Source organism: Maribacter sp. MMG018 (assembly GCF_018100785.1).
Classification (GTDB): Bacteria; Bacteroidota; Bacteroidia; order Flavobacteriales; family Flavobacteriaceae; genus Maribacter.
This window is the reverse complement of record NZ_JAGJEC010000001.1, coordinates 203,662-226,493: the sequence shown is the minus strand read 5'-3', so window position 1 is coordinate 226,493 and position 22,832 is coordinate 203,662. Positions and strand designations below refer to the sequence as shown.

The 22,832-nt window shown below is 40.2% G+C and carries 21 protein-coding genes; 11 read left to right on the top strand and 10 right to left on the bottom strand.

All coding sequences use genetic code 11. The features are described from left to right. Position 1 precedes the first annotated feature (1 nt). Together J8L85_RS01030 and J8L85_RS01025 are read right to left on the bottom strand one after the other, a co-directional pair. Positions 2-877 carry a hypothetical protein gene (locus J8L85_RS01030; protein ID WP_247656526.1) on the bottom strand — a complete coding sequence of 292 codons (876 nt, stop codon included), beginning with the start codon at positions 875-877 and terminating at the stop codon, positions 2-4. Between the two features lie 43 nt (positions 878-920). Then, complete coding sequence (locus J8L85_RS01025; RefSeq protein WP_211013847.1) at positions 921-2,279, bottom strand: vanadium-dependent haloperoxidase; 1,359 nt, start codon at positions 2,277-2,279, stop codon at positions 921-923. Positions 2,280-2,551: 272 nt separating this feature from the next. On the opposite strand from J8L85_RS01025, the gene pgmB reads away from it, so the two are divergent. Genes pgmB through J8L85_RS00995 form a run of 6 tightly spaced genes read left to right on the top strand, consistent with a single transcriptional unit; the run spans position 2,552 to position 9,960 of the window. Continuing rightward, complete coding sequence (gene pgmB, locus J8L85_RS01020; protein ID WP_211013846.1) at positions 2,552-3,202, top strand: beta-phosphoglucomutase; 651 nt, start codon at positions 2,552-2,554, stop codon at positions 3,200-3,202. Positions 3,203-3,261: 59 nt separating this feature from the next. Then, positions 3,262-5,577, top strand: a complete 2,316-nt coding sequence (locus J8L85_RS01015; protein ID WP_211013845.1) for a glycoside hydrolase family 65 protein — start codon at positions 3,262-3,264, stop codon at positions 5,575-5,577. A 47-nt stretch (positions 5,578-5,624) separates the two neighbouring features. After that, a complete protein-coding gene (locus tag J8L85_RS01010) occupies positions 5,625-7,394 on the top strand; it encodes an alpha-amylase family protein (RefSeq protein ID WP_211013844.1) in 1,770 nt (589 codons plus the stop codon). A gap of 56 nt (positions 7,395-7,450) precedes the next feature. After that, on the top strand, positions 7,451-8,140 hold the full coding sequence (locus J8L85_RS01005) for a glycerophosphodiester phosphodiesterase family protein (RefSeq protein ID WP_247656525.1): 690 nt from the start codon (positions 7,451-7,453) through the stop codon (positions 8,138-8,140). Further along, positions 8,140-9,420 carry an NAD(P)/FAD-dependent oxidoreductase gene (locus J8L85_RS01000; protein WP_211013842.1) on the top strand — a complete coding sequence of 427 codons (1,281 nt, stop codon included), beginning with the start codon at positions 8,140-8,142 and terminating at the stop codon, positions 9,418-9,420. The genes J8L85_RS01005 and J8L85_RS01000 overlap by 1 nt, the downstream gene beginning before the upstream one ends. Next, positions 9,421-9,960, top strand: a complete 540-nt coding sequence (locus J8L85_RS00995) for a DUF1697 domain-containing protein (protein ID WP_211013841.1) — start codon at positions 9,421-9,423, stop codon at positions 9,958-9,960. It begins immediately after the preceding gene. Positions 9,961-9,962: 2 nt separating this feature from the next. Here J8L85_RS00995 and J8L85_RS00990 read toward each other — a convergent pair whose 3' ends face one another. Continuing rightward, complete coding sequence (locus J8L85_RS00990; RefSeq protein WP_211013840.1) at positions 9,963-10,436, bottom strand: TspO/MBR family protein; 474 nt, start codon at positions 10,434-10,436, stop codon at positions 9,963-9,965. Between the two features lie 82 nt (positions 10,437-10,518). On the opposite strand from J8L85_RS00990, the gene J8L85_RS00985 reads away from it, so the two are divergent. The 5 genes from J8L85_RS00985 to J8L85_RS00965 all read left to right on the top strand — a co-directional run bounded on the left by J8L85_RS00985 (position 10,519) and on the right by J8L85_RS00965 (position 15,426). Next, positions 10,519-11,607 carry a diphosphomevalonate decarboxylase gene (locus J8L85_RS00985; RefSeq protein ID WP_211013839.1) on the top strand — a complete coding sequence of 363 codons (1,089 nt, stop codon included), beginning with the start codon at positions 10,519-10,521 and terminating at the stop codon, positions 11,605-11,607. Between the two features lie 144 nt (positions 11,608-11,751). Further along, the gene (locus J8L85_RS00980; RefSeq protein WP_211013838.1) at positions 11,752-12,690 is read left to right on the top strand and encodes a mevalonate kinase; all 939 of its coding nucleotides are present in this window, start codon (positions 11,752-11,754) and stop codon (positions 12,688-12,690) included. A gap of 12 nt (positions 12,691-12,702) precedes the next feature. Continuing rightward, entirely contained in the window at positions 12,703-13,608 is a 906-nt protein-coding gene (locus J8L85_RS00975; RefSeq protein WP_211013837.1) for a geranylgeranylglycerol-phosphate geranylgeranyltransferase, read from the top strand. Then, a complete protein-coding gene (locus J8L85_RS00970; protein ID WP_211013836.1) occupies positions 13,608-14,558 on the top strand; it encodes a carbon-nitrogen hydrolase family protein in 951 nt (316 codons plus the stop codon). The genes J8L85_RS00975 and J8L85_RS00970 overlap by 1 nt, the downstream gene beginning before the upstream one ends. 25 nt (positions 14,559-14,583) lie before the next feature. After that, positions 14,584-15,426, top strand: coding sequence for a pseudouridine synthase (locus tag J8L85_RS00965; protein ID WP_211013835.1), 843 nt, complete (start codon positions 14,584-14,586; stop codon positions 15,424-15,426). A gap of 61 nt (positions 15,427-15,487) precedes the next feature. Here J8L85_RS00965 and J8L85_RS00960 read toward each other — a convergent pair whose 3' ends face one another. From J8L85_RS00960 to proB, 7 genes are all read right to left on the bottom strand, one after another. Beyond that, the gene (locus tag J8L85_RS00960; protein ID WP_211013834.1) at positions 15,488-17,083 is read right to left on the bottom strand and encodes a M1 family metallopeptidase; all 1,596 of its coding nucleotides are present in this window, start codon (positions 17,081-17,083) and stop codon (positions 15,488-15,490) included. Between the two features lie 31 nt (positions 17,084-17,114). Continuing rightward, positions 17,115-18,395: an argininosuccinate lyase gene (gene argH, locus J8L85_RS00955; RefSeq protein ID WP_211013833.1), complete on the bottom strand. Its 1,281-nt coding sequence runs from the start codon at positions 18,393-18,395 to the stop codon at positions 17,115-17,117. Between the two features lie 62 nt (positions 18,396-18,457). Then, complete coding sequence (locus J8L85_RS00950) at positions 18,458-19,522, bottom strand: M20 family metallo-hydrolase (protein ID WP_211013832.1); 1,065 nt, start codon at positions 19,520-19,522, stop codon at positions 18,458-18,460. Positions 19,523-19,524: 2 nt separating this feature from the next. After that, positions 19,525-20,304, bottom strand: coding sequence for an acetylglutamate kinase (gene argB, locus J8L85_RS00945; protein WP_211013831.1), 780 nt, complete (start codon positions 20,302-20,304; stop codon positions 19,525-19,527). Between the two features lies 1 nt (position 20,305). Continuing rightward, the gene (locus J8L85_RS00940; RefSeq protein ID WP_348771737.1) at positions 20,306-21,052 is read right to left on the bottom strand and encodes an SDR family oxidoreductase; all 747 of its coding nucleotides are present in this window, start codon (positions 21,050-21,052) and stop codon (positions 20,306-20,308) included. Positions 21,053-21,062: 10 nt separating this feature from the next. Then, positions 21,063-22,001, bottom strand: a complete 939-nt coding sequence (locus J8L85_RS00935; protein WP_211013829.1) for an acetylornithine carbamoyltransferase — start codon at positions 21,999-22,001, stop codon at positions 21,063-21,065. A 33-nt stretch (positions 22,002-22,034) separates the two neighbouring features. Continuing rightward, the gene (gene proB / locus J8L85_RS00930; RefSeq protein WP_211013828.1) at positions 22,035-22,826 is read right to left on the bottom strand and encodes a glutamate 5-kinase; all 792 of its coding nucleotides are present in this window, start codon (positions 22,824-22,826) and stop codon (positions 22,035-22,037) included. Positions 22,827-22,832: the final 6 nt, after the last annotated feature.

The window sequence follows — 22,832 nt, the reverse complement described above, 5'->3', positions numbered from 1 at the left end:
TTTATTGCGGCAGGTGAAAATAATATAGGTTGCCGCCTGTGCCATGCGAGCGTTCATCGGACAATAACAGGGTGTTTTCGTCCATAAAGAATATCGATTCTAGCTGTGTTCTGGTACCTAGATCAATTTCCTCAATTTTTCCTTTGGTGAAATCGTCCCATGAAAAGTCTGAAAAAATAAAGATTTTTCCGTAGCTGAGAGCTGCAATTTTATCTCCTTTTGGCGAAATGTCCATACCCGTAATCTGGCATGTTTTCCATGTGGTACATAGTTTTAGGCGAGATACCAATTTAGCTTCATATGATCCTTTCGAATCAGGTACGGTGTATACCAATGCTTCGCCCGTAAAGGGATTCGAACGGTTTTTTGTGATTATATAAAGCTGTTTACCATGATGAAAAAGAGCTTCTGCGTCATAAAATCTTTTAGATTTATGTGGAGGAAACTTTTTTTGTTCCGGATAGTTGAAGGTTATCTTCTCTGCATCTATTTTATCTCCGGGTTCAATTTCTGGGTCGGGAATCTTATAAATGGTTAGATGCTTCCGTTCATTATCATTGTTTCCTATATCACCTATATAAACATTGCCTTCATCGTCTTTCGCTAAATCTTCCCAATCTTCATTTTTTGCATGTTTGACCTCCAAGGTCTTAATGATTTTTCCGTGGAAATCAACATTGTAGATTTCTTCTTTGTTTCCGCTATCTTCAATAAGCCAAACGGTAGAGTCCCTTAGGCTAACCATACCAGAATTCTCCTTTAAGCTCTTTGGTAGGTCTGTAATTACGTTAAGTTGCCCGTAGTTGTTACAGGATGTTGTAATCGTAATAAATAGGGCCAAATATGCTTTGATCCATAATTTGGTTTTTAAGATCATACAAATACAAAGTACGTAGTGATACCGCTCAAGAAAGTAACCTCTATTTGGCCGAAACTACTTGGTCATCGTTCAACATTTTAATTTTTTGGTTTAGGTAGTTCCCAACATTTTTTCCTTGGTCAACACCTACTTCTACTGCTGATCGGTAATGGATTCCTCCATACATTCTACTAAAGGCGGCTTCTTTGGCAGCTTCATTAAAAGAAGGGAACGATCTTACCGGAAGACCATATGGTAATTCGGTGTCGTCATCAAAGGCAAACCCATCACCAAAAATATCGGTCAATGCGGTACTGGCGGCACCGGATACAACACTATGGCCACTTGTATATTCTGGAAATGGAGGGGTTTGCAAGATAGGTACCCAGTCTTCATCAATATGTAAATTGATCAAGGTTTCGGGTCTAATAAGGTTGCTTCTATATTTTTCGTCCCAACAGCTGATAAAAGCATCTGCGATGGCCATCGATGTTTTTGTGTAGGCAAATATGGTCTTCGCAAAATCGCTATTCGTTTTTTTGCACGCTATTTTTGTAATACCGATCCAATGGGCACCCGGTGTAATTTTTTTGGTAGCGAACATTAAATGTCCCCTTGTAACGGATACGTAGGGGTTACAGTCCCAGAATTTGGCCATTGCCACTTCTTCCGATTCGTCGCCGTTCTCTGTAATTTTGTTGCTGATGTCATAGATTTCTTTAACCTCTTTGTAAAAATCGGAACCTTCTTCCATAGAAAAGGGAGGAGGAGGAACAGGTTTAAATTGAGATGCGGAATCCAAGAAAAAAGGCCTGATCTTGTCCCAATGAGGTTCTATACCATCCATGTAGGCCGGTGGCGTGGGTTGCCATCTAGCTGGGTCGTTGGTGTCCACCGTAAACTTGGGCATTGTACGGGTCTCGTTATATTTATCATTGTTCATCCATTTTTTTATATGTTCGGCCACCTTTGTGCCGTAAGCCATAGATGCTTCAAATTCTTTTTCGTTGGTAGATTTCCACTTATTGAACAAGCTGTCTTGAAATACATCAAACTTATCCTCTGAGAAAATAAGTTGTTTGCTAATGTTCATGTGGGCTATAATAGCCGCCAAATTTGGATTTACATCAGGAATCGAATCTAGTTTGGGGATCGGCGTAAGCTCATTCACTTGTCCGGCCAAAGATTTGTATTCAGGATTCACCTGTGCCACAATTTCGTAAGCCGCAATATTCGGATAGGCAAATATTCTACTTGCCACAGGCGGAGAGAATATATCGTGGATCATAATATCCACAACCTTATCAATGGAGGTATGAAGGTCATCGGGCGTTACAACTATAGGTTCTTCGTTTTTTGGAGTTTCTGAACAAGAAAACGCAATAAATAGAAGTGATAAAACTGAAATTCGTTTGAACATATTTGGTGGTTTTATTTCCATCTTAGCTAATAAGAACTATAACAGAAGAAACAAAATTACATTATTTTAACTGCGATTCAAGCCTTTACCGTTAAATATGGAAGTAACTTAAGTATATTAAACTTTCGTTAAGCTTTATTAATGTTTTCTTGAGTGATTTTGGGCGTTTGGTGAGCTGGGAACAGAAAAGAACGTTGAGGTAGAAGGTATTCTAAGTATTTCAGCTATTAGGGTTACGTATGGATCCATGATCAATTAGTACTTTTGTTGGTATGGGTAAGAAAGGGTTTATTTTTGATTTAGATGGGGTAATAGTAGATACCGCCAAGTACCATTATCTGGCTTGGAAAAAATTGGCGGGCGAATTGGGGTTTGAGTTTACCAAAGCGCAAAATGAGTTGTTCAAGGGCGTAAGTAGAAAGAGATGTCTTGAAATTTTGTTGAAGATCGGTAATATAGAAGCTACCCAAGAACAATTTAATAAGTGGATGGTAGAGAAAAATGAAGATTATTTGGCCTATATAGAAAAGATGGATGCATCGGAAATTTTGCCCGATGTGCCTAGGGTACTTGGGTTTCTAAAGCAAAAGAATGTTCCGATCGCTTTAGGTTCTGCCAGTAAAAATGCCCGGGCAATCCTAAAAAAAGTAGAGTTGCTCCCTTATTTTGACAGCATTGTTGATGGCAACGATGTTTCAAAGGCAAAGCCCGACCCCCAAGTATTTTTGATAGCGGCCAAGAACTTACATGTGGATCCGGTGAATTGTGTGGTTTTTGAGGATGCTGTGGCCGGTATTCAAGCGGCCAATAATGCCGGAATGATAAGTATAGGGATCGGAGATGCCAATATTCTTAACGAAGCCAACTATAATTTCAATGGTTTTACCGAAATTGGAGATGATTTTTTAGAATCACTTCTTTAGTAATGCCAAAGAAAGACGTTACTTTAATGGGCCGATTAAATTTGAATATCAAATAATAAATGAATCAAGACTACATAAAAGCGAACAAATGGTCCATAATAGAAGAGGGTTTTGATGCCGATAGGGTAAAATCGTCCGAAAGTCTCTTTAGTCTTGGTAACGGTGCAATGGGGCAGCGTGCCAATTTTGAGGAAACGTATACGGGGCCGTCGTTTCAAGGTAGTTATATCGCAGGGGTCTACTATCCCGATAAAACCCGGGTAGGGTGGTGGAAAAACGGATACCCCGAGTACTTTGCCAAAGTCTTGAATGCACCTAATTGGATAGGTATAAAGCTTTTTGTGAACGATACCGAGTTAGACTTAGCTACTTGTAAAAAGGTATCTGATTTTAGGCGTGAACTCGATATGAAAGAAGGCTGGTATAAACGTAGTTTTAATGCCATACTTCAAAATAATGTCGAAATATCTGTAGAAGTAGTAAGGTTCTTGAGCTTATATTTAGACGAGGTTGGGGCCATTTCTTATAAAGTAGATGTATTAAATACGGATGCTACGGTGGTTTTTGAGCCTTATCTGGATAGTGGTATTACCAATGAGGATAGTAATTGGGACGATAAATTTTGGAATACGACCCATATGGCTACGGCAGAAAACCGTGCTTTTATAGAGGCCCATACCATGAAGACCAATTTTAGCACATGTACCTTCATGCAGGCTTCGTTAGATTATAAAGGACAAGATATAAAAGGTACTTTCGGTACAGGTTCTGAAACATATGTCTCAATGAGCTTTTCTCAAAAGGTCAAGGCCGGAGAACAGCTTACATTGACGAAATTTGGCGGTTATACAGTATCTAGAAACCATGCCGACAACCAGTTGATAGATGCGGCACATAGAGCATTGGACAAAGCTTCCACATTAGGCTTTTCCCAATTACTACAGAAGCAAATAGAAGCATGGGCGGCTATATGGAAAATGAGCGATATTGTAATTGAAGGCGATATAAAGGCCCAGCAAGGTATCCGATTTAATATTTTTCAACTTAATCAGACCTATTTGGGTACCGATTCTCGATTAAATATTGGTCCCAAAGGTTTTACGGGAGAAAAATATGGCGGTAGTACCTATTGGGATACAGAGGCCTATTGTATTCCTTTTTACATGGCGACCAAAGACGAAAAAGTTGCCAGAAATCTGTTAAAGTATAGGTATAACCATTTGGAAAAGGCTATTGAAAATGCTGAAAAATTAGGATTTTCAAATGGTGCGGCATTATATCCTATGGTAACCATGAACGGGGAGGAGTGCCATAATGAGTGGGAAATTACCTTTGAGGAAATTCATAGAAACGGGGCCATTGCTTTTGCTATCTATAATTATTACAGATATACAGGTGATTATAGCTATATACCCGAGATGGGATTGGAAGTACTGATCGGTATAGCAAGATTTTGGCACCAACGAGCCAATTTCTCTACCAGTAAATGTAAATATGTAATATTGGGCGTTACCGGCCCCAATGAATACGAGAACAATGTAAACAATAATTGGTACACTAATTATTTGGCCCAATGGTGTATTCATTTTACGATAGAACAGATTAAAAAAGTTAAAGAAGGGTATCCAAAAGATTATAACAGGGTATTGGGGAAAACAAATCTTACCCCTAATGAATGTGAAGAATGGGAAAAAGTAGCGGACAATATGTATTTCCCTTATTCAAAGGAACACGGCGTCTTTTTGCAACAAGACGGATTCTTGGATAAGGAGCTGGTTCGTGTCAGTGACCTGAAAAAAGACCAACGTCCCATAAACCAAAAATGGAGCTGGGACCGCATATTACGATCGCCCTACATTAAACAGGCCGATGTTCTGCAAGGGTTTTATTTCTTCGAAGAAAATTTTTCTTCTGAAGATTTAGAAAAACACTTTGATTTTTATGAGCCTTTTACGGTGCACGAATCTTCATTGTCACCCTGTGTGCATAGTATTTTGGCGGCAAAATTGGGTAGGATGGAACAAGCTTACCAGTTCTATTTAAGAACATCAAGATTGGATCTCGACGACTACAATAAAGAAGTGGAAGAAGGGTTGCATATTACTTCTATGGCCGGCACTTGGATGAGCATTGTCGAAGGTTTTGGAGGTATGCGGGTCATTGGGGGTACATTGTCATTTGATCCGCGTATCCCTAAACAATGGGAGCTATATTCATTTAAGGTAAACTTCAGAAACAGGATAATTAAGGTTACGGTGTCATCCAATAAACTAATGTTCGAGTTGACCGGAAAAGAGAAAATCGATATTAAGGTAGTAGGCAAAGAGGTAAAATTGATACCGAATAGGCCGGTGAGTATAGAGGTAAAACATTAAAATAACAAAAGATAATCGTGTTTTTCACGAATTAGGATTAATGGAATATGAACAGTAAAATAGTTGTTTACCATGTCTTTACAAGACTTTTTGGTAACACGAATACCACCAATAGACCTTGGGGAACCATTGAGGAAAACGGAGTAGGTAAATTTGCCGATTTTTCTGAAAGGGCTTTGTCGGAAATTAAGGATTTGGGAGTAACCCATATTTGGTATACAGGGGTACTCCATCATGCGGTAATAAGGGATTATACGGCATATGGTATTTCTAATGACGATCCAAATATAGTGAAGGGCAGGGCGGGTTCTCCCTATGCCGTTAAAGATTATTACAACGTAAATCCTGATTTGGCCATCGATCCGGCCAACAGGTTGGAAGAGTTCAAGGCCTTGATAGATAGAACTCATGAACAAGGCATGAAAGTTATTATAGATATTGTTCCCAATCATGTGTCAAGGGCCTATGAGGGCATTACAAACCCAAAAGGTGTCAAAAGTTTCGGGGTCGATGATGATGTTACCCTTACCTATAAAAAAAACAATAACTTTTATTATATACCTGGATCCACTTTTGAAGTGCCGGACTGGAAAGATGGGTATAGGCCTTTAGGGGGAGAAGAGAATAGTAATATTGGCACTTTTGTGGAAAAACCAGCAAAGTGGACCGGTAATGGGGTTAGAAGCCCTAAGCCGGACATGAACGATTGGTACGAGACCGTACGTGTAAATTATGGGGTAAGACCCGATGGTAGTCTTGATTTTGACTTGCTTCCGCATGATTTTGGAGAAAGGGATTACGAAGAACATTTTAAATTTTGGAAACATAAAGATGTGCCGGATTCTTGGGTCAAGTTTAAGAACATTGCCCTGTACTGGTTAGATTTTGGAGTTGATGGATTTAGGTATGATATGGCGGAGATGGTGCCTGTAGAGTTTTGGAGTTTTATGAACTCGTCCATCAAAATGAAAAATAAGGATGCCTTTCTAATGGCCGAGGTGTATAACCCGGATTTATACCGGACCTATATTCACAAGGGTAAGATGGATTATCTTTATGATAAAGTGGATTTTTACGATGGGTTAAAGCACATAATGAAGGGTTATGGGTGGTCCGATCATATCCCGGTAGTACAAAAAGGGGTACGTGATATAGAGCATCATATGCTCCATTTTTTAGAAAATCATGACGAGCAACGTATTGCGAGTCCTGAGTTTGTCGGCAATGCCGAAATCGGAAAACCCGCAATGGTAGTGTCGGCGACCATAAGTACGTCTCCAACCATGATCTATTTTGGTCAGGAAGTAGGGGAGCCCGCGGCCGAAAATGCAGGATTCGGAAGTGCTTCAAGAACCTCTATTTTTGATTATATAGGTGTGCCCCATTTTCAAAGATGGGTAAATGATAAAAAATATGACGGGGGGCAATTAAGTAAAGAAGAGACTGCCTTAAGGGATTTTTACAAAAGATTGTTGAACTTTACCATTAGCAGTAAAGCTTTGATCGGCCATTATAGAGAAATTCATTTTTATAATAAAGAGCTCACTGAGAACTATAACCATAGGGTACTGTCGTTCGTACGTTGGTCTAAAGATCAAAAACTAATAATTGTCGTTAATTTTGATGTTAATGAATCTTTCTCTTTTGATCTAAAATTACCTATAGACCTAATAGAAGAATGGGGAATGAAGGAAGAACAGTATAAATTGATGGATGCTCTTTATGGTAAAGAAAACGAGTTGAAAATAATAAATAGGGAAGGGCATGTGGCTATTGATCTCGTCCCGTTACAATCGTATATTTTTGAAATTTATTGAATATGAAAAAAACTTTATTAGTATTGGGTATCACCGTATTGTTAATATCATGTAATATGAACAGACCACTAGTTATAGGGCACCGGGGTGCGATGGGGCACGAAACAGAAAATACATTGGCATCAATCCAAAAAGCCATGGATTTAGGTGTGGATATGATAGAAATTGATGTTTTTAGGGTGAAAAGTGGAGAAATAGTCGTGTTTCATGATGAAACCGTTGATCGATTGACCAATGGCCCAGGAAAGGTCGAAGAGTACAATTATATAGACTTGTTAAATTTGACTCTTGACGGAGGGCATAAAATACCTATGCTCCAAGAAGTCTTAAAGCTTATAGATAACAAGGTGGCCCTAAATATAGAATTAAAGGGTGCCGGTACGGCCGACAAGGTGAACCATGCCATGAATTATTATATAGAAAAGAAGGGATGGTCAAAAGATAATTTTGTGATATCGAGCTTTGACTGGGATGAGCTCAAAGAAATGAGAAAAATCAACCCCGATGTTAAAATAGCCATTCTTACAGAAGACGACCCAATAGAAGCTATACCTATAGCAAAAGAATTGAACGCCGTGGCCATTAACCCTTATTTTAAAAAACTTGATTTGGAAACGGCCGATCAAATAAGAAAAGAAGGCTTAAAAATTTACGTTTGGACGGTAAATGACCCTGAAGACATTAAAGCGATGAAAGATATTGGGGTAGATGGTATTATTACCAATTATCCTGAAAGAGTAAATTAATGTACGATGTTATCGTTGTTGGTGGGGGTGCTGCAGGTTTTTTCTCGGCCATTCAAATTGCGGCCCAAAGACCATCGTCAAAAATTGCAATTCTAGAAAGGGGCAAAGAAGTTCTTACGAAAGTAAAGGTCTCCGGAGGCGGAAGATGTAATGTGACCCATGCCGAATTCGATCCAAAGGAATTGGTGTCCAATTATCCCCGTGGAGAAAAGGAGCTCTTGGGGCCGTTTCATCAGTTTTGTAGTGGCGATACGGTTGATTTCTTTGAAAAAAAGGGAGTGACCCTTAAAATTGAAGAAGATGGTAGAATGTTTCCGGTTACCGATTCTTCACAAACGATTATTGATTGTTTTACTGGTGAGGCCGAGCGTTTGGGGGTGCAGGTTTTTAAGTTGTGTTCGGTCACCGGAATAGCACTTTCAAACAATAATGGCAACAATGTTTGGCAGATAAAGACAACGAAAAGTGTTTTTAAAGCCAAGAAAATATTGATAGCAACCGGCAGTAACCCTAAAATATGGGAAATGTTGGGCCAATTGGGGCACACGATCGTACCTCCGGTGCCATCGTTGTTTACTTTTAATATAAAAGACCAAAGAATCGATAAGATTCCAGGGGTAAGTACCTACGCCGAAGTTTCTATCCTTGACAAGAACAAGTCCCGAAGAAATTTTAAGAACGGGCCAAATGGACAAGGAGTTCTTTTTTCCGATGGGCCACTTTTAATAACCCATTGGGGTATGAGCGGACCCGCCATATTAAAGTTGTCGGCATGGGGGGCCAGGTTGTTGGAGTCTTATAATTATCAGTTTAAAATTAAAGTGAATTGGGTGCCGGAGTATCATCAAGATGGACTTTTACAATTGTTATTAAAAATAAAACAAGAGGAGAAAAAAACCATTTTAAGAACAAAGGTGGTAGATATTCCTAAAAGGTTGTGGAGCAATTTAGTAAGGGCGGCGGATATAGACGATGCCCTTACCTGGCCAGAAGCAAACAAAGATCAGCTGTTAAGGTTGGCGGGCCAGTTGACCAATTGTGTTTTTCAAGTAAACGGAAAAAGCACCTTTAAAGAAGAATTTGTTACTGCAGGCGGTGTTGATCTAAAGGAAATCAATTTTAAGACCTTTGAAAGCAAAATTTTGGACGGACTCTATTTAGCGGGTGAAATCATGAATGTGGATGCCGTAACCGGGGGGTTCAATTTTCAAAATGCATGGACCAGTGGCTACCTGTCGGCTAGGGGTATTGTAGATAGTTTGAACAATACTCCGTCTTAGATGAAAAGATATATCGGTTTTTTGAGGGGAATAAATGTCGGAGGGCAGAAAAAAGTTCCAATGTCCGAGTTGCGATCACTGCTAATGGATATTGGGCTGCTTAATGTAAAAACGTACATTCAGAGCGGTAATATTATTTTTGATAGTAATGTTGGCTCTGTTGAGGATCTGAATGTTTTAATTGGCAAATCTATATTTGGCAGGTTCGGGTTTAAGGTTCCGGTACTCTTAAAATCGGTTATAGAGGTTGTGGATATCTTGGATAAGAACCCTTATGGCGATCAAGAGGATTTAGACGCCAATAAGGTCTATTTTGTGCTTCTTTTTACGAAGCCTACAAAAGAATCCGTAATCGTCTTAGAACAAGAAGAGTACGTCAACGAAAAATTTAAGATAGCAAAAGACTGTGTTTATCTGTGTTGTGGGCAGGGATATGGAAAAGCAAAATTAAATAACAACCTAGTGGAAAGAAAGCTACAGGTAGAGGCTACTACAAGAAATTATAGGACCATGAAAAAAATGGTGGACCTAGCTGTATAGTATTAATTTAATTCCCAAATTTTATAGTTGAGCAGTGTGGCAAAGCAGACCCAAATTAAATAAGGAATTAAAAGAACGGCTGCTGGTTTGCTTACTACTTTAAACCATTTTATGGTCAATAAAAGCATGGTCAACAGCCCAAGTATGACCAATAATGCCCAGAAAGGAGATTTAAGACCAAAGAAAACAATGCTCCAAAGAGCATTTAGAAGAAGTTGAAATCCAAAATGGTAGAGAGCGGTTTTTACCCATTTATGGTGAAATCCTTTTGCCCATACCAAACCTGCAGAAATACCCATAAGAATATATAGTGCGGTCCATACCGGGGCAAAAAGCCAGTTTGGAGGGTTAAAGCTGGGTTTGTTCAAGGTTAGGAACCAATCGTTGACAGAGCTTTGGGTAACGATACTGGAGAGAAAGCCAATAATTAGGCAGATAATAACACATACGGCAACATAGGTTATTTTCTTTTTCAAAGCTTTGTTGTTTATCCCCTAAAATAACGATTTATTTTAATTGGTGTTGCTAAAAACTATCTTTGTGTCAAACAATGTATTAATGACCGAGAAAGATTTTATCCTTTCAGGATATCAAAATTTAAAGAAAGAAGGAAAGGTAGGTTATAAATCCCCTAGTAACATTGCTTTGATAAAATATTGGGGAAAACGCGCAAATCAGATTCCGGCCAATCCCTCGCTCAGTTTTACATTGGATGCGTGTGCCACAAAAACGACCATGTCGTTTGAACGGCTTGCAAAACCGGCCGAAAATTTCTCGTTCGAACTATATTTTGAAGGTGAACCTAAACCGGACTTTAAACCGAAAATCGAAACTTTTTTTAAAAGAATATCCCCGTATATACCTTTTCTAAAAGAATATCATTTTGTAATCAATACCGGTAATTCATTTCCCCATAGCAGCGGTATAGCATCTTCCGCTAGTGGAATGTCTGCTTTGGCTTTATGTTTAATGGAAATAGAAAGAGGGCATCAACCAACAATGGACGATGATTTTTTCTTGAAAAAAGCCTCCTTTTTGGCCCGTTTAGGATCTGGTAGTGCTTGCAGAAGTATAGAAGGCAGTATAGTGCAATGGGGAAAACACGATGCTATTTCAGATAGCACCGATTTGTATGGTGTAAAATATTCAGATGAGGTACATTCTGTTTTCGATAACTATCACGACACTATTTTACTGGTAGATAAAGGGGAAAAACAGGTGAGTAGTACGGTAGGGCATAATTTAATGCACGACCATCCATTTGCGACACAGCGTTTTGAGCAGGCGCATCGTAATTTAAGTCAATTAATGACGGTCTTTAAAAAAGGGGACTTAGATGGGTTTGTCAAGATCGTAGAAAGTGAAGCGTTGACCTTACATGCCATGATGATGACGAGCATGCCCTATTTTATATTGATGAAGCCGAATACCCTAGAGATTATCAACAAAATATGGGCTTTTAGGGAAGCGTCCAAGACCCATGTGTGCTTTACATTGGATGCAGGGGCCAACGTGCACGTTCTATATCCGGAAAATGAAAAGGAAATAATTCATCAATTTATTAAGGATGAGTTGGTTGCATACTGTCAAAACCAGCAGTATATTTGTGACCGAATTGGATTTGGAGCAAGAAAGTTAACGGTATAATTATATACTTAAGGCTTGTATATTACGTTTTTGAAGTAATCTTTTAGTCAAAAAGCGCAACTATTTAGGGTAAAAATTATAAAATTTGCACTTTTGTTGATTATCTTTAAAACACTAAACACCATTATCCATTGATATTTGCAGATGAAAGGACCATTATTTTACTCTAAAATTCTTCTATTTGGAGAATATGGTATCATTAAAGATTCCAAAGGGCTTTCTATACCTTATAATTTTTTTAAGGGTGCGCTGAAGCGCAATAAAAACAACTCTTCGGTAGCAAAAGAGTCTAATAGTGCATTGGCGGGCTTTGCAGAATATTTAGAAGAATTAACAGAGAAGGAACCTACTTTGGTTTCTTTTGATTTAGAACGTTTAAAGAAAGATGTTGCCGATGGTATGTATTTTGACAGTTCTATACCACAAGGCTATGGCGTAGGTAGTAGTGGTGCCTTGGTAGCTGCCATATACGATAAGTACGCCGAAGATAAGATTACGGTTTTAGAGAACCTTACCCGAGAAAAGTTATTGAAGCTTAAGGCTATTTTTGGTAAGATGGAATCCTTTTTTCATGGCAAATCTTCCGGTTTGGATCCCTTGAACAGTTATTTGAGCCTGCCCATTCTGATCAATTCAAAAGATAATATAGAGTCTACCAGTATCCCTTCTCAAAATACGGAAGGAAAAGGTGCCGTGTTTTTATTGGATAGTGGTTCTACAGGAGAAACTGCACCTATGGTACAGATTTTTATGGATCAAATGAAGAATGAAGGGTTCAGAAAAATGATAAAAGACCAGTTTGTTAAACATACAGATGCTTGTGTAGAAGATTTTGTCAATGGTAATGTAAAATCATTGTTCGGTAATCTGAAACAATTATCGCATGTGGTACTGGATAATTTTAAGCCTATGATACCCGTAAAGTTCCATGATCTATGGAAAAAAGGTATTGAGACCAACGACTATTACCTTAAATTATGTGGTTCTGGTGGTGGTGGCTATTTTTTAGGGTTTACCGAAGATTTTGAAAAAGCAAAAGAAGCGCTTAAAGATTATAAATTAGAGGTGGTGTATAACTTCTAGTAGATTTCAACAATGCTTAATAGAAAAAACAAACTCTTACTATTAAAGGTATTGAGTCTGTTTTCTGTAGTAAGAGGTTACAATCTTTTAATTATCGTTTTGGCGCAATATTTGGCGTCCATTTATATTCTTGCACCCCATTTACCGTTAAGAAAGGTTATTTTCGATATAGACCTTTTTGTTATTGTGTTGGCCTCTATATTGGTCATTGCCGGGGGTTATATAATAAATAACTTCTACGATGCCGAAAAAGACCTGATCAATAAACCTACAAAAAGTATGTTGGATCGGTTGGTAAGCCAACGCTTTAAGTTGACCACCTATTTTGTGTTGAACTTTTTTGCCGTTTTTGCCGCCAGTTATGTGTCCTTTAAGGCGGTATTGTTTTTTTCGGCCTATATATTCGGTATTTGGTTTTATTCCCATAAACTAAAGAAAATACCCTTTGTTGGTAATTTTGTCTCCGCAACTTTGGCCATTACCCCCTTTTTTGCTGTTTTCGTTTATTATAAAAATTTTGAGACCGTAATATTTGTTCATGCTATATTTCTCTTCCTGCTTATTTTATCTAGGGAAATAATAAAGGATTTGGAAAATATGTCCGGTGATATGGCACAGAATTATAGAACAATTCCCATTATATATGGAGTTGGGGTGTCAAAAATGCTTATAACTATTTTGATATTATTGACGCTAATACCTTCTTTGTTGTTGATTTTTAAGTTCGATGTGGGGTATATGCACTACTATTTTGCAGGTTGCATTGTTTTGCTGATTTTGTTCTTGTTTATATTGTTTAGGTCCAATACCAAGAAGCAATATGTTTGGTTACACAATATTATAAAATTGATTATTGTAGTAGGTGTCTTTAGTATTTTACTGATTAATGTAAATTTAGTGTTGAATAGAATTTTATAATGGAGAATATACTGAAAGTGGCCTTGGCCCAAATTTCACCGGTATGGTTGAACAAAGAGGCTACGTTAAAAAAGATAGAGTCAAGTATTCAAGAAGCGGGTCAAGAAAATGCGGAGCTTTTAGTTTTTGGCGAGGCCCTGTTGCCGGGTTATCCATTTTGGTTGGCATTGACAGATGGCGCTGCTTGGAACACCAAGGTAAATAAAGAATTACACGCCCACTACGCCCGCAATGCCGTACAGATAGAAATGGGCGAGCTAGATGCGGTATGTAAGCTTGCAAAAGAGAACAAAATTGCTATTTATTTAGGAGTTATAGAAAGGGCCCAAAACAGGGGAGGTCACAGTTTGTACTGTTCTTTGGTTTACATCGATGCTGATGGGGAAATAAAGTCGGTACACCGTAAATTACAGCCCACTTACGATGAACGTTTAACATGGGCGCCTGGTGACGGGAACGGACTTCAAGTGCATAGCCTTAAAAAATTTACCGTTGGCGGACTCAATTGTTGGGAAAACTGGATGCCTTTGCCTAGAACAGCCCTTTACGGACAAGGAGAGAATTTACATATTGCCGTTTGGCCTGGAAGCGATTTCAACACAAAAGATATTACACGTTTTATAGCACGCGAGTCTAGGAGTTTTGTTATCTCGGTTTCTTCTTTGATGAAGAGGGGTGATTTTCCGGAAACGACTCCCCATTTGGCCGAAATATTAAAAAAAGCACCAGAAGTACTGGCTAATGGCGGATCCTGTATAGCGGGTCCGGACGGGGAGTGGTTGGTTGAGCCTGTGATAGATAAGGAAGGCTTGCTCTACCATAGCCTTGATTTTAACAGGGTGTATGAAGAACGTCAAAACTTTGACCCAGTAGGCCACTATTCAAGACCTGATGTTACCAAGTTAACCATAAATCGAGAGCGGCAATCTACCGTAGAGTTCAAAGATTAAAGCTACCTTTGCATAAATTAGAGATATGGGCAAATCAGATTCCAAAAATGATAAGAGAGCCTCAGGGAGGCAGGGAGGTAATTTTAAAAAGAAAAGTTATGCACGGGGCAATGCTCCCATAAAGAAGAATACTGCTCCAAAGCAACCTAGCGACCCCAACTCAATTCGCTTGAACAAATATGTGGCAAACTCAGGGGTATGCTCTAGGCGAGATGCAGATATATATATTGCAGCAGGTAGTGTTACCGTAAACGGCAAACCTGTTACCGAAATGGGGTACAAGGTAAAATTGACCGATGAGGTTAAGTTTGATGGACAATTACTGAATCCTGTCAAGAAGGAATATGTAGTACTTAATAAACCAAAAGATTTTACGACCACCATTAGGGATGAAAAGGGAAAACGCCATGTTTCTGGGTTAATTTCCAATGCATCCAAGTCAAAACTGTTACCGGTAGATAAGCTTGATAAGGAAGATACCGGATTGCTTGTTTTTACCAATGATGGTGATTTGACCAAGCGTCTTAAAAGTCCTATAAACGGATTGCGAAAGATATATCATCTGGTATTGGACCAAGATTTGAGCAGTGCCGACCTTAAAAAAATACAAGAAGGGGTCATCGTTGATGAAAAGGTGGTAAGGGTACACGATATCAGTTATATAGATAATGCACCGAAAAGGGAAGTAGGCATTGAGATCTATAGTTCAAGAAATAAAATTGTACAACGGTTGTTTGAGCATTTGGGCTATAAAGTCGTAAAGTTAGACCGTGTTGTGTACGGTGGACTCACAAAAAAAGATTTACCCAGAGGTCATTGGCGTTATTTAACGGAGCAAGAAATCATCAATTTTAAAATGATCAAGTAAATAAGGGCGGGCATTGCGGAATGGCACATAAATTTTATATGCCAAATGTGAACTTAGCATCTTATTTTTCTTCGAACAATAACCAAGATTCAGGATCTAGTATCACATCATCGGGTTTATCGTTTAGCTTGATCGTAAAGTTTTTTAAGGCAGAATCCATTTCTGTTTTGTAGATGGTGACCTTTCCGTCTTTTTTAACTCCTATTTCCATGGGAAATTTAAAAATGTGGTGTTTTTGAAGCTGCTCTAGGTTGATCTGTAGTTTCTTTTTATTGTAGCTCCAGTTCCATTTAATTTCCGGATGCCCTTTGGTAAATATCCATTGTTCGAAGAAGCTCTCTAAGTCTTTACCGGAAACTTCCTCCATAATTTTTTGAAAATCGGATGTAAGGGCATTTGAGTTTCTAAAAGCCTTGTAGTAGGCCCTTATGCCCTCCCAAAATTTTTCATCACCTATTTTATGGCGCAGCATATTTAAGACCCACCCGCCTTTTTGGTAGGTATTGATACTTAAGACATTCATCGGGTCGGTAATGGTCGGGTCTACGATCGGAGCCGGATGTTGTAGATAATAATCGATAATCTGCTTGCGGTCCAGTTCCAGTTCTTCTTTTCGCTTGTCATTGCCGTAAACGCTTTCTTGGTACAAGATGGCAAAATAAGTGGCAAAGCCCTCACTGAGCCAAACGTGGTTCCAGTCTTTTTCACTGGCCGAGTTTCCAAACCATTGGTGGGCGATTTCGTGGGCGATCAGACCTTCTACCTCGTTTTTTCCGTTGACGGAATTTTCAAAATAGGCAATGGTTCCTGCATTTTCTAGGCCACCCCATTGGGTCTTGGCCTGCATATTGGCCAGTTTGGCGTACGAATACGGACCAATATTATCGATAAAATATTTTAATACTTTGGTAGCCACTCCGTAATCGGAAAAGCCCTCGAGGCGATTTTCGGGGTATACCCAGGCCGAAACGGGAATATCGTAGACATCTTCCAGAAGTTTACTTGCGAATTTGGTAACACCGATGGTCACCACCTTCATGGCTACGGGGGCCGGCTCTTTATACGAGGTCAGCTTTAAACCATCGTCCAAATAACTTTCCTCTATTTTTTCGCCCGTGGCCACTACATCGTAATGGGCGGGTGCGGTAATTCGGAATTCTATAGATGCCTTGTCGTATGGGTGGTCTACAGACGGAAGCCAATGTCTTGCCAGGTTGGGCCAGTTGTCGCCAAAGAAAGACCGTTGCCCAAATTTGGTAGTGTCGATAACAAGTCCCCTTTCGGGAATACCTTCATAGATCACTTTATAGGTTCTTGTCTTTTCTTTCGATGGCGTAGGTACAATTTTTATTTTGTTGTCCTTGTAGCTATAGTTGGCAGGTTGGTTCCCTTCAAAAACACCAGAAACACTCATGCCGTAAGCTCCCGACTTGGCAATGAGGTCCAGAGCAAATGGGGTTACCTCCTTTTTAAAGTCGACCGTAATTTCTGCCTCGCCCTTAATTGTGTTTGATTCATCGTTTAGTGTTAGACCAAAGACATAGCCTTGTACATCGGCGGACGTATTTCGTTGATAGGTGTCTTGGGCCTTTGCGCACAACCCTATTGTTAAAAAAATAAAAAAAATGAAACTTTGGTAATGCGCTTGTTTTTTCATGAATCGTTTTTTGGGTGGTATGCGTGCTAATTTATGAAATCTTCTCCATCTTGGCCCTTATTTCCTCCAAACACAAATTACCTAAACTGCCTTCGTGTGTATGATTGATATCGCGTTTAGGGGTAAAGGTGCCTGCTTGAATTTCCATTCCCATTTTTTTATAGGCATCCCTAAAGGGCATACCACTTTGTACCAGTTCGTTCAGCGTATCTACACTAAAGAGGTAGTCGTATTTGGGATCTTCAAGAATATCTTTGTTTACCTGCATTTCTTTTAAGCTAAAGGTAAGTATCTCTATACAGGCCTTCATGTCTTGAATGGCCGGAACGATAATTTCCTTTACCAATTGTAGGTCGCGGTGGTAGCCACTGGGCAGGTTGTTGATGACCAAGGTCAACTGATTGGGGATACTCTGTAGCTTATTGCATTTGCCCCGTACTAGTTCAAACACATCCGGGTTCTTTTTGTGGGGCATAATGCTGCTACCGGTGGTCAGCTCGTCGGGAAATGATACAAAGTTGAAATTCTGGCTCATGTACAGGCAGATATCCATGGCTAGTTTGGATAAGGTCGCAGCTATGTTCGCCATACCAAATGCAGTGGCTTTTTCTACCTTGCCCCGGCCCATTTGTGCGGCTACAACATTGTATTTTAAGGTCTCAAAGCCCATTTTTTTGGTCGTAAAACTACGGTCTATGGGAAAAGAACTTCCGTAACCCGCGGCACTCCCCAACGGATTCTGGTCGGCCACTTTAAAGGCGGCATCGACAAAGTATAGGTCGTCTATCAAACTTTCGGCATAGGCCGATAACCAGAGGCCGAATGATGACGGCATGGCAATTTGCAGGTGCGTATAACCTGGTAACAAAACGTCTTTGTATTTTTCGGCCAGCTGCAATAACAAATCAAAAAGCTCTTTTGTGCCCGATTTTATTTCCGAAAGCTCGTGTTTTAGGTAAAGGTGCATGGCCACCAAAACCTGGTCGTTTCTTGACCGTGCGGTGTGTATTTTTTTACCGGTATCGCCTAATTTTTCGGTGAGAACATACTCGATCTTCGAGTGCATGTCCTCAAAGGAATCCTCGATAGTAAATTCCCCTTTTTCAATGGTTTCGGCAATAGTGTCCAATTCTTTGACCAAGTCCGAGGTTTCCTCATCGGTCAACAATCCTATTTTGCCCAGCATTTTGGCATGCGCCTGCGAGGCGATTACGTCGTACTTGGCCAAGTGTAGGTCGAGTTCGCGGTCGTTACCTACGGTAAAATGATCTATTTTTTTATCGGTGCTAAAGCCTTTGTCCCAGAGTTTCATAATTGTCAGTTTGCATTGACCGGTAAACAATTATCAATTGATTATTGTTTACCGGTCATTGTTTATTGTAAAAATCCTTTTAATAATTTAATATACAAATCTATACCGTCTTCAATTTCCTTTACATAGATAAATTCATCCGCAGAATGCGAACGGGTACTATCGCCAGGGCCCAACTTCAACGATTGGCAGCTTAAGGCCGCTTGGTCCGAAAGTGTAGGCGAGCCGTATGTTTTTCTTCCCAATGCGATTCCCGATTGCACGAGGGGGTGGTCTTTGGATATGGCCGAGGAGTTTAACCGTAGGGAGCGTTCCTTGAGTTCGCAGGGTGCTTCTTTCTTGAGTAACTCGGCTATTTCGGTATTGGTGTATTTGTCGTTTACCCGTACGTCGATGACCAGATCTACTTTTGCAGGTACTACATTGTGCTGTGTGCCGGCATTGATTTGGGTAACGGTCATTTTTACGGGGCCCAAAGCTTCCGATGTTTTTGGAAACTTATAGTTTTTGAACCACTCCAGTACCTCAATACTGTTGTAAATGGAATTGTCGTCGTTCGGGTGTGCGGCGTGTGAAGGAGTACCTTTTACTACCGCATCAAAAACAATGAGACCTTTTTCGGCAATGGCCAAATCCAGTAAGGTCGGTTCTCCAACAATGGCAACATCAATTTTAGGTAGGTTGGGTAATAATCCCCTTAGGCTATTTTCGCCAGCGTTTTCCTCTTCAGCGGAAGCAACCATTAAAATATTATGATTAAGGTCTTTTTGATTGTAGAAGTAGGTAAATGTTGCTAGTAAAGAAACCAAACATCCCCCTGCATCATTACTACCTAGGCCATATAATTTTCCATCTTCGATATGTGGATGAAAAGGGTCTTTTGTATATGCCTGATTGGGTTTTACGGTGTCGTGGTGCGAATTCAATAATAGGGTAGGTTTACTATCGTCCCAAAATTTGTTCTTGGCAAATACATTGTTATGGTCTCTTTGAAAAGGAATGTCGAATTCTTGAAACCAATTTTCAATAGCTTCGGCCGTTTCATCTTCCTCCCTTGAAAATGAGGGTATGGAAATCAATTTTTTTAATAATTCTATCGCTTTATGTGTCAATGCTGTTTGTTCCATTTTTAGAGGGTAAGAGTCGTGAATAAAGTAGTTTTAGGGTCTAACATGCCAATATCTCCAATACGTACTTGGTGTACCTTTTTATGTAAGGCATGAAAGCAATTTTCCATTTTGGGAAGCATGCCATCGGCGATGATTTTTTGCTGCAATAATTTTTGGTACGACGTGCTGTCGATATGTTTTACTACCGATTCATCATCGTTTATATCCATCAAGACTCCTTTTTTTTCAAAGCAATAGTATAGGGTGGTCTCGTACTTTTCGCTCATGCCAATGGCGATTTCCGAAGCAATGGTGTCGGCATTTGTATTTAATAATTGTCCCTTTCCATCATGAGTCATGGCACAGAAAACGGGAGTAAGACCCGCTTTTAAAAGTCGGGTTATGGTAGTGGCGTCAACACCGTCGACATCCCCGGCAAAGCCGTAATCGATATCTTTTACCGGCCGCTTATGGGCCTGAATGGTATTGCCGTCAGCACCGCTGAGTCCGAGGGCATTACAGTTCTGCGATTGTAGCTGGGCCACGATATTCTTGTTTACGAGTCCGCCATAGACCATGGTAATAAGTTCAAGACTTTGGGCATCGGTAATTCTCCGTCCCCCGACAAGTTTTGATTCTATTCCAAGTTTTTTACCTAATTGGGTGGCCAGTTTTCCGCCTCCGTGGACCAATATTTTTGGGCCATCCAATTCAGAAAAAGCCTTTAAGAACTTAGAAAGTTCCTCCTTATTTTCGATGACGTTACCACCGATTTTTATGATGGATAATTTTTGTTTCATGTTACGAATTTATAATTCCCCCGTCAATGGTCATAGCCGTTCCGGTAATCCATGACGAGTCATCGGACACAAGAAAAAGAGCCAGCTTTGCAATGTCTTCGGGCGTGCCCAACCGATTTAACAAGGTGGCTTTGGCCGCATTTTCAACCGCACTTTCGGGATTTTTGAATGCTTGGGCCGAATTATACAGCAAAGGGGTATCCACGGGGCCAGGACATATAGCATTCACCCTTATGTCGGGCGCGTACTCTACGGCCATTTGTTTCATTAAGGCTACAGCACCTGCTTTGGAGGCACAGTAGGCCGGATGGTTGGGAAAGCTCTTAAAGGCCGCTATGGAGGCGTTGATCAATATATTTCCTTTTTCTTTTTGTAAATGGGGAATGGCAAACTTTGAGAGCGAAAAAATACTCGTCAAATTGGTGGCCAGGGTTTCGTTCCAAAGTACATCCGACAGGTCAACTACATTCCCTAATCCGAGCATGCCTGCATTAAGGCATATCACATCGATTTTGCCAAAATTTTCTATTGCGGCCGACACCAAGGCTTTGTTGTAATCTGTGTCCTTAACATCGCCGGCCACGAATATGGAGTGGGGCAATTGATCGGACAGTTTGGTACCCCGTTCTTGATTTCGACCCGAAAGCACCAGTTTGGCCCCTTCGGCAGAAAAAAGTTCGGCTGTCGCCTTGCCCATTCCGCTAGTGGCTCCTGTGATAATGCATACTTTGTTTTCTAATTTTTTGATGGCAATAATTTTAATTGTTCTCCAAAATTTTCTTCAGTACCACCTGGGCCGCATAGGTTCGGTTGTTGGCCTGCTCTATGACCAGAGATTGGTCGCTGTCTAAAACATCATCGGAAACCACAACGTTTCTTCGTACGGGAAGGCAGTGCATAAATTTGGCCTTGCCGACTTTCTCTGGCGTCATGGTCCAACTTTTATCTTGATTCAGTACTTTACCGTAATCGTTATAACTGCTCCAGTTTTTTACATAGATGAAATCTGCATTTTCGCAGGCCTTTTTTTGGTCGTATTCTATGGTTGTTCCTTTGGTAATCTCGGCATTTAGTTCATAGCCTTGGGGATGGGTGATCACAAAATCTGCGTCTTGTAAATGCATCATTTCAACAAATGAATTTGCTACTGCGTGGGGAAGGGCCTTCGGGTGCGGGGCCCAAGAAAGCACCACTTTAGGTCTTTTTTTAGTGTTCTGTTCGGCCAAGGTAATGGCATCTGCAAGGGCCTGCAAAGGATGGCCTACAGAACTCTCCATGTTTACGATAGGTACGGACGCATATTTTTTAAAGCCGTTGAGTACTTTTTCCGCCTCGTCCTCCTTTTTGTCCTTCAATCCGGCGAAAGCCCTAATGGCGATAATATCACAGTATTGAGAAATGACCTGTGCTGCCTCTTTAATATGTTCCGAGGTGCCTTGATCCATAACGGTTCCGTCCGCGTACTCCAAGGCCCATCCTTCACTGCCAAAATTCATGACGATAACTTCCAGGCCAAGGTTCATAGCTGCTTTTTGGGTACTTAATCGGGTACGGAGACTGTTGTTGAAGAACAATAGCCCGATGGTTTTGTCGGTGCCAAGGGTTTTGTATTTTTTTGGGTCCTTTTTCAGGTTTCTGGCTTCGTCTACCCAGTCGGGTAACGAATCTATGTCTTGTACGGAAAGGTAATGTTTCATTGGTGTTCTATTTCTCTGGCTGTTTTTATTTTTTTATAGGTCTTCTAGAAAGTGACCGTCTTTTGTTTTGATCTTAGTGTGTTCTCCCAATCCTTTAAAAGCATCGGTGATAAAGTTATCGTTAAGACCGTTTACGATCCATGTTTCGATATCCGCATGCTGGGCAATGGTCGCCGCTTCAACTTTTGATCGCATGCCCCCGGTACCGTGCGAAGATTTTTGTGTGCTGATCTGGTGCTGAAGGTCTTTTACCCCCAGTACTTCAAAAATAGTTTCCGGTTGACCCTTTTCAATGGAAATCTTCGTGTAGATACCATTGGTATTGGTGGCGATCATTAATAAATCGGCGTTGAGCAATGAAGCAGTTAATGCAGCCAATTTATCATTGTCCCCAAATTGGATCTCATCGGCTGCAACGGTATCATTTTCGTTGATGACAGGAATAAAGTTATTGCTGATCAGAATATCTATCGTGTTTTTTATGTTCGCTTTTGATTTTTGATTTTCAAAATCGGAGTATGACAAAAGGCATTGGGCGGCAAAAAGGCCAAGTTCTCTAAAACTCTCTTGAAACATTCGCATCAAATGCGGCTGCCCAATGGCGGCCAATGCCTGTTTTACATTAATATCTTCTCCGTTGTGTTCTAATTTTACAAACTGTTTGGCTGCTGCGATGGCACCAGAGCTTACAATGATAAACTCATAGTCGTTCTTAAGGGCGGCAATCTGCCTTCCGATATCCTCTATCTTTCCCCGAGAAATCTGATCGGTTTCCTTGGTAAGGGTATTTGAGCCAATTTTTAATAATATTCTTTTTTTAGACATAGTATT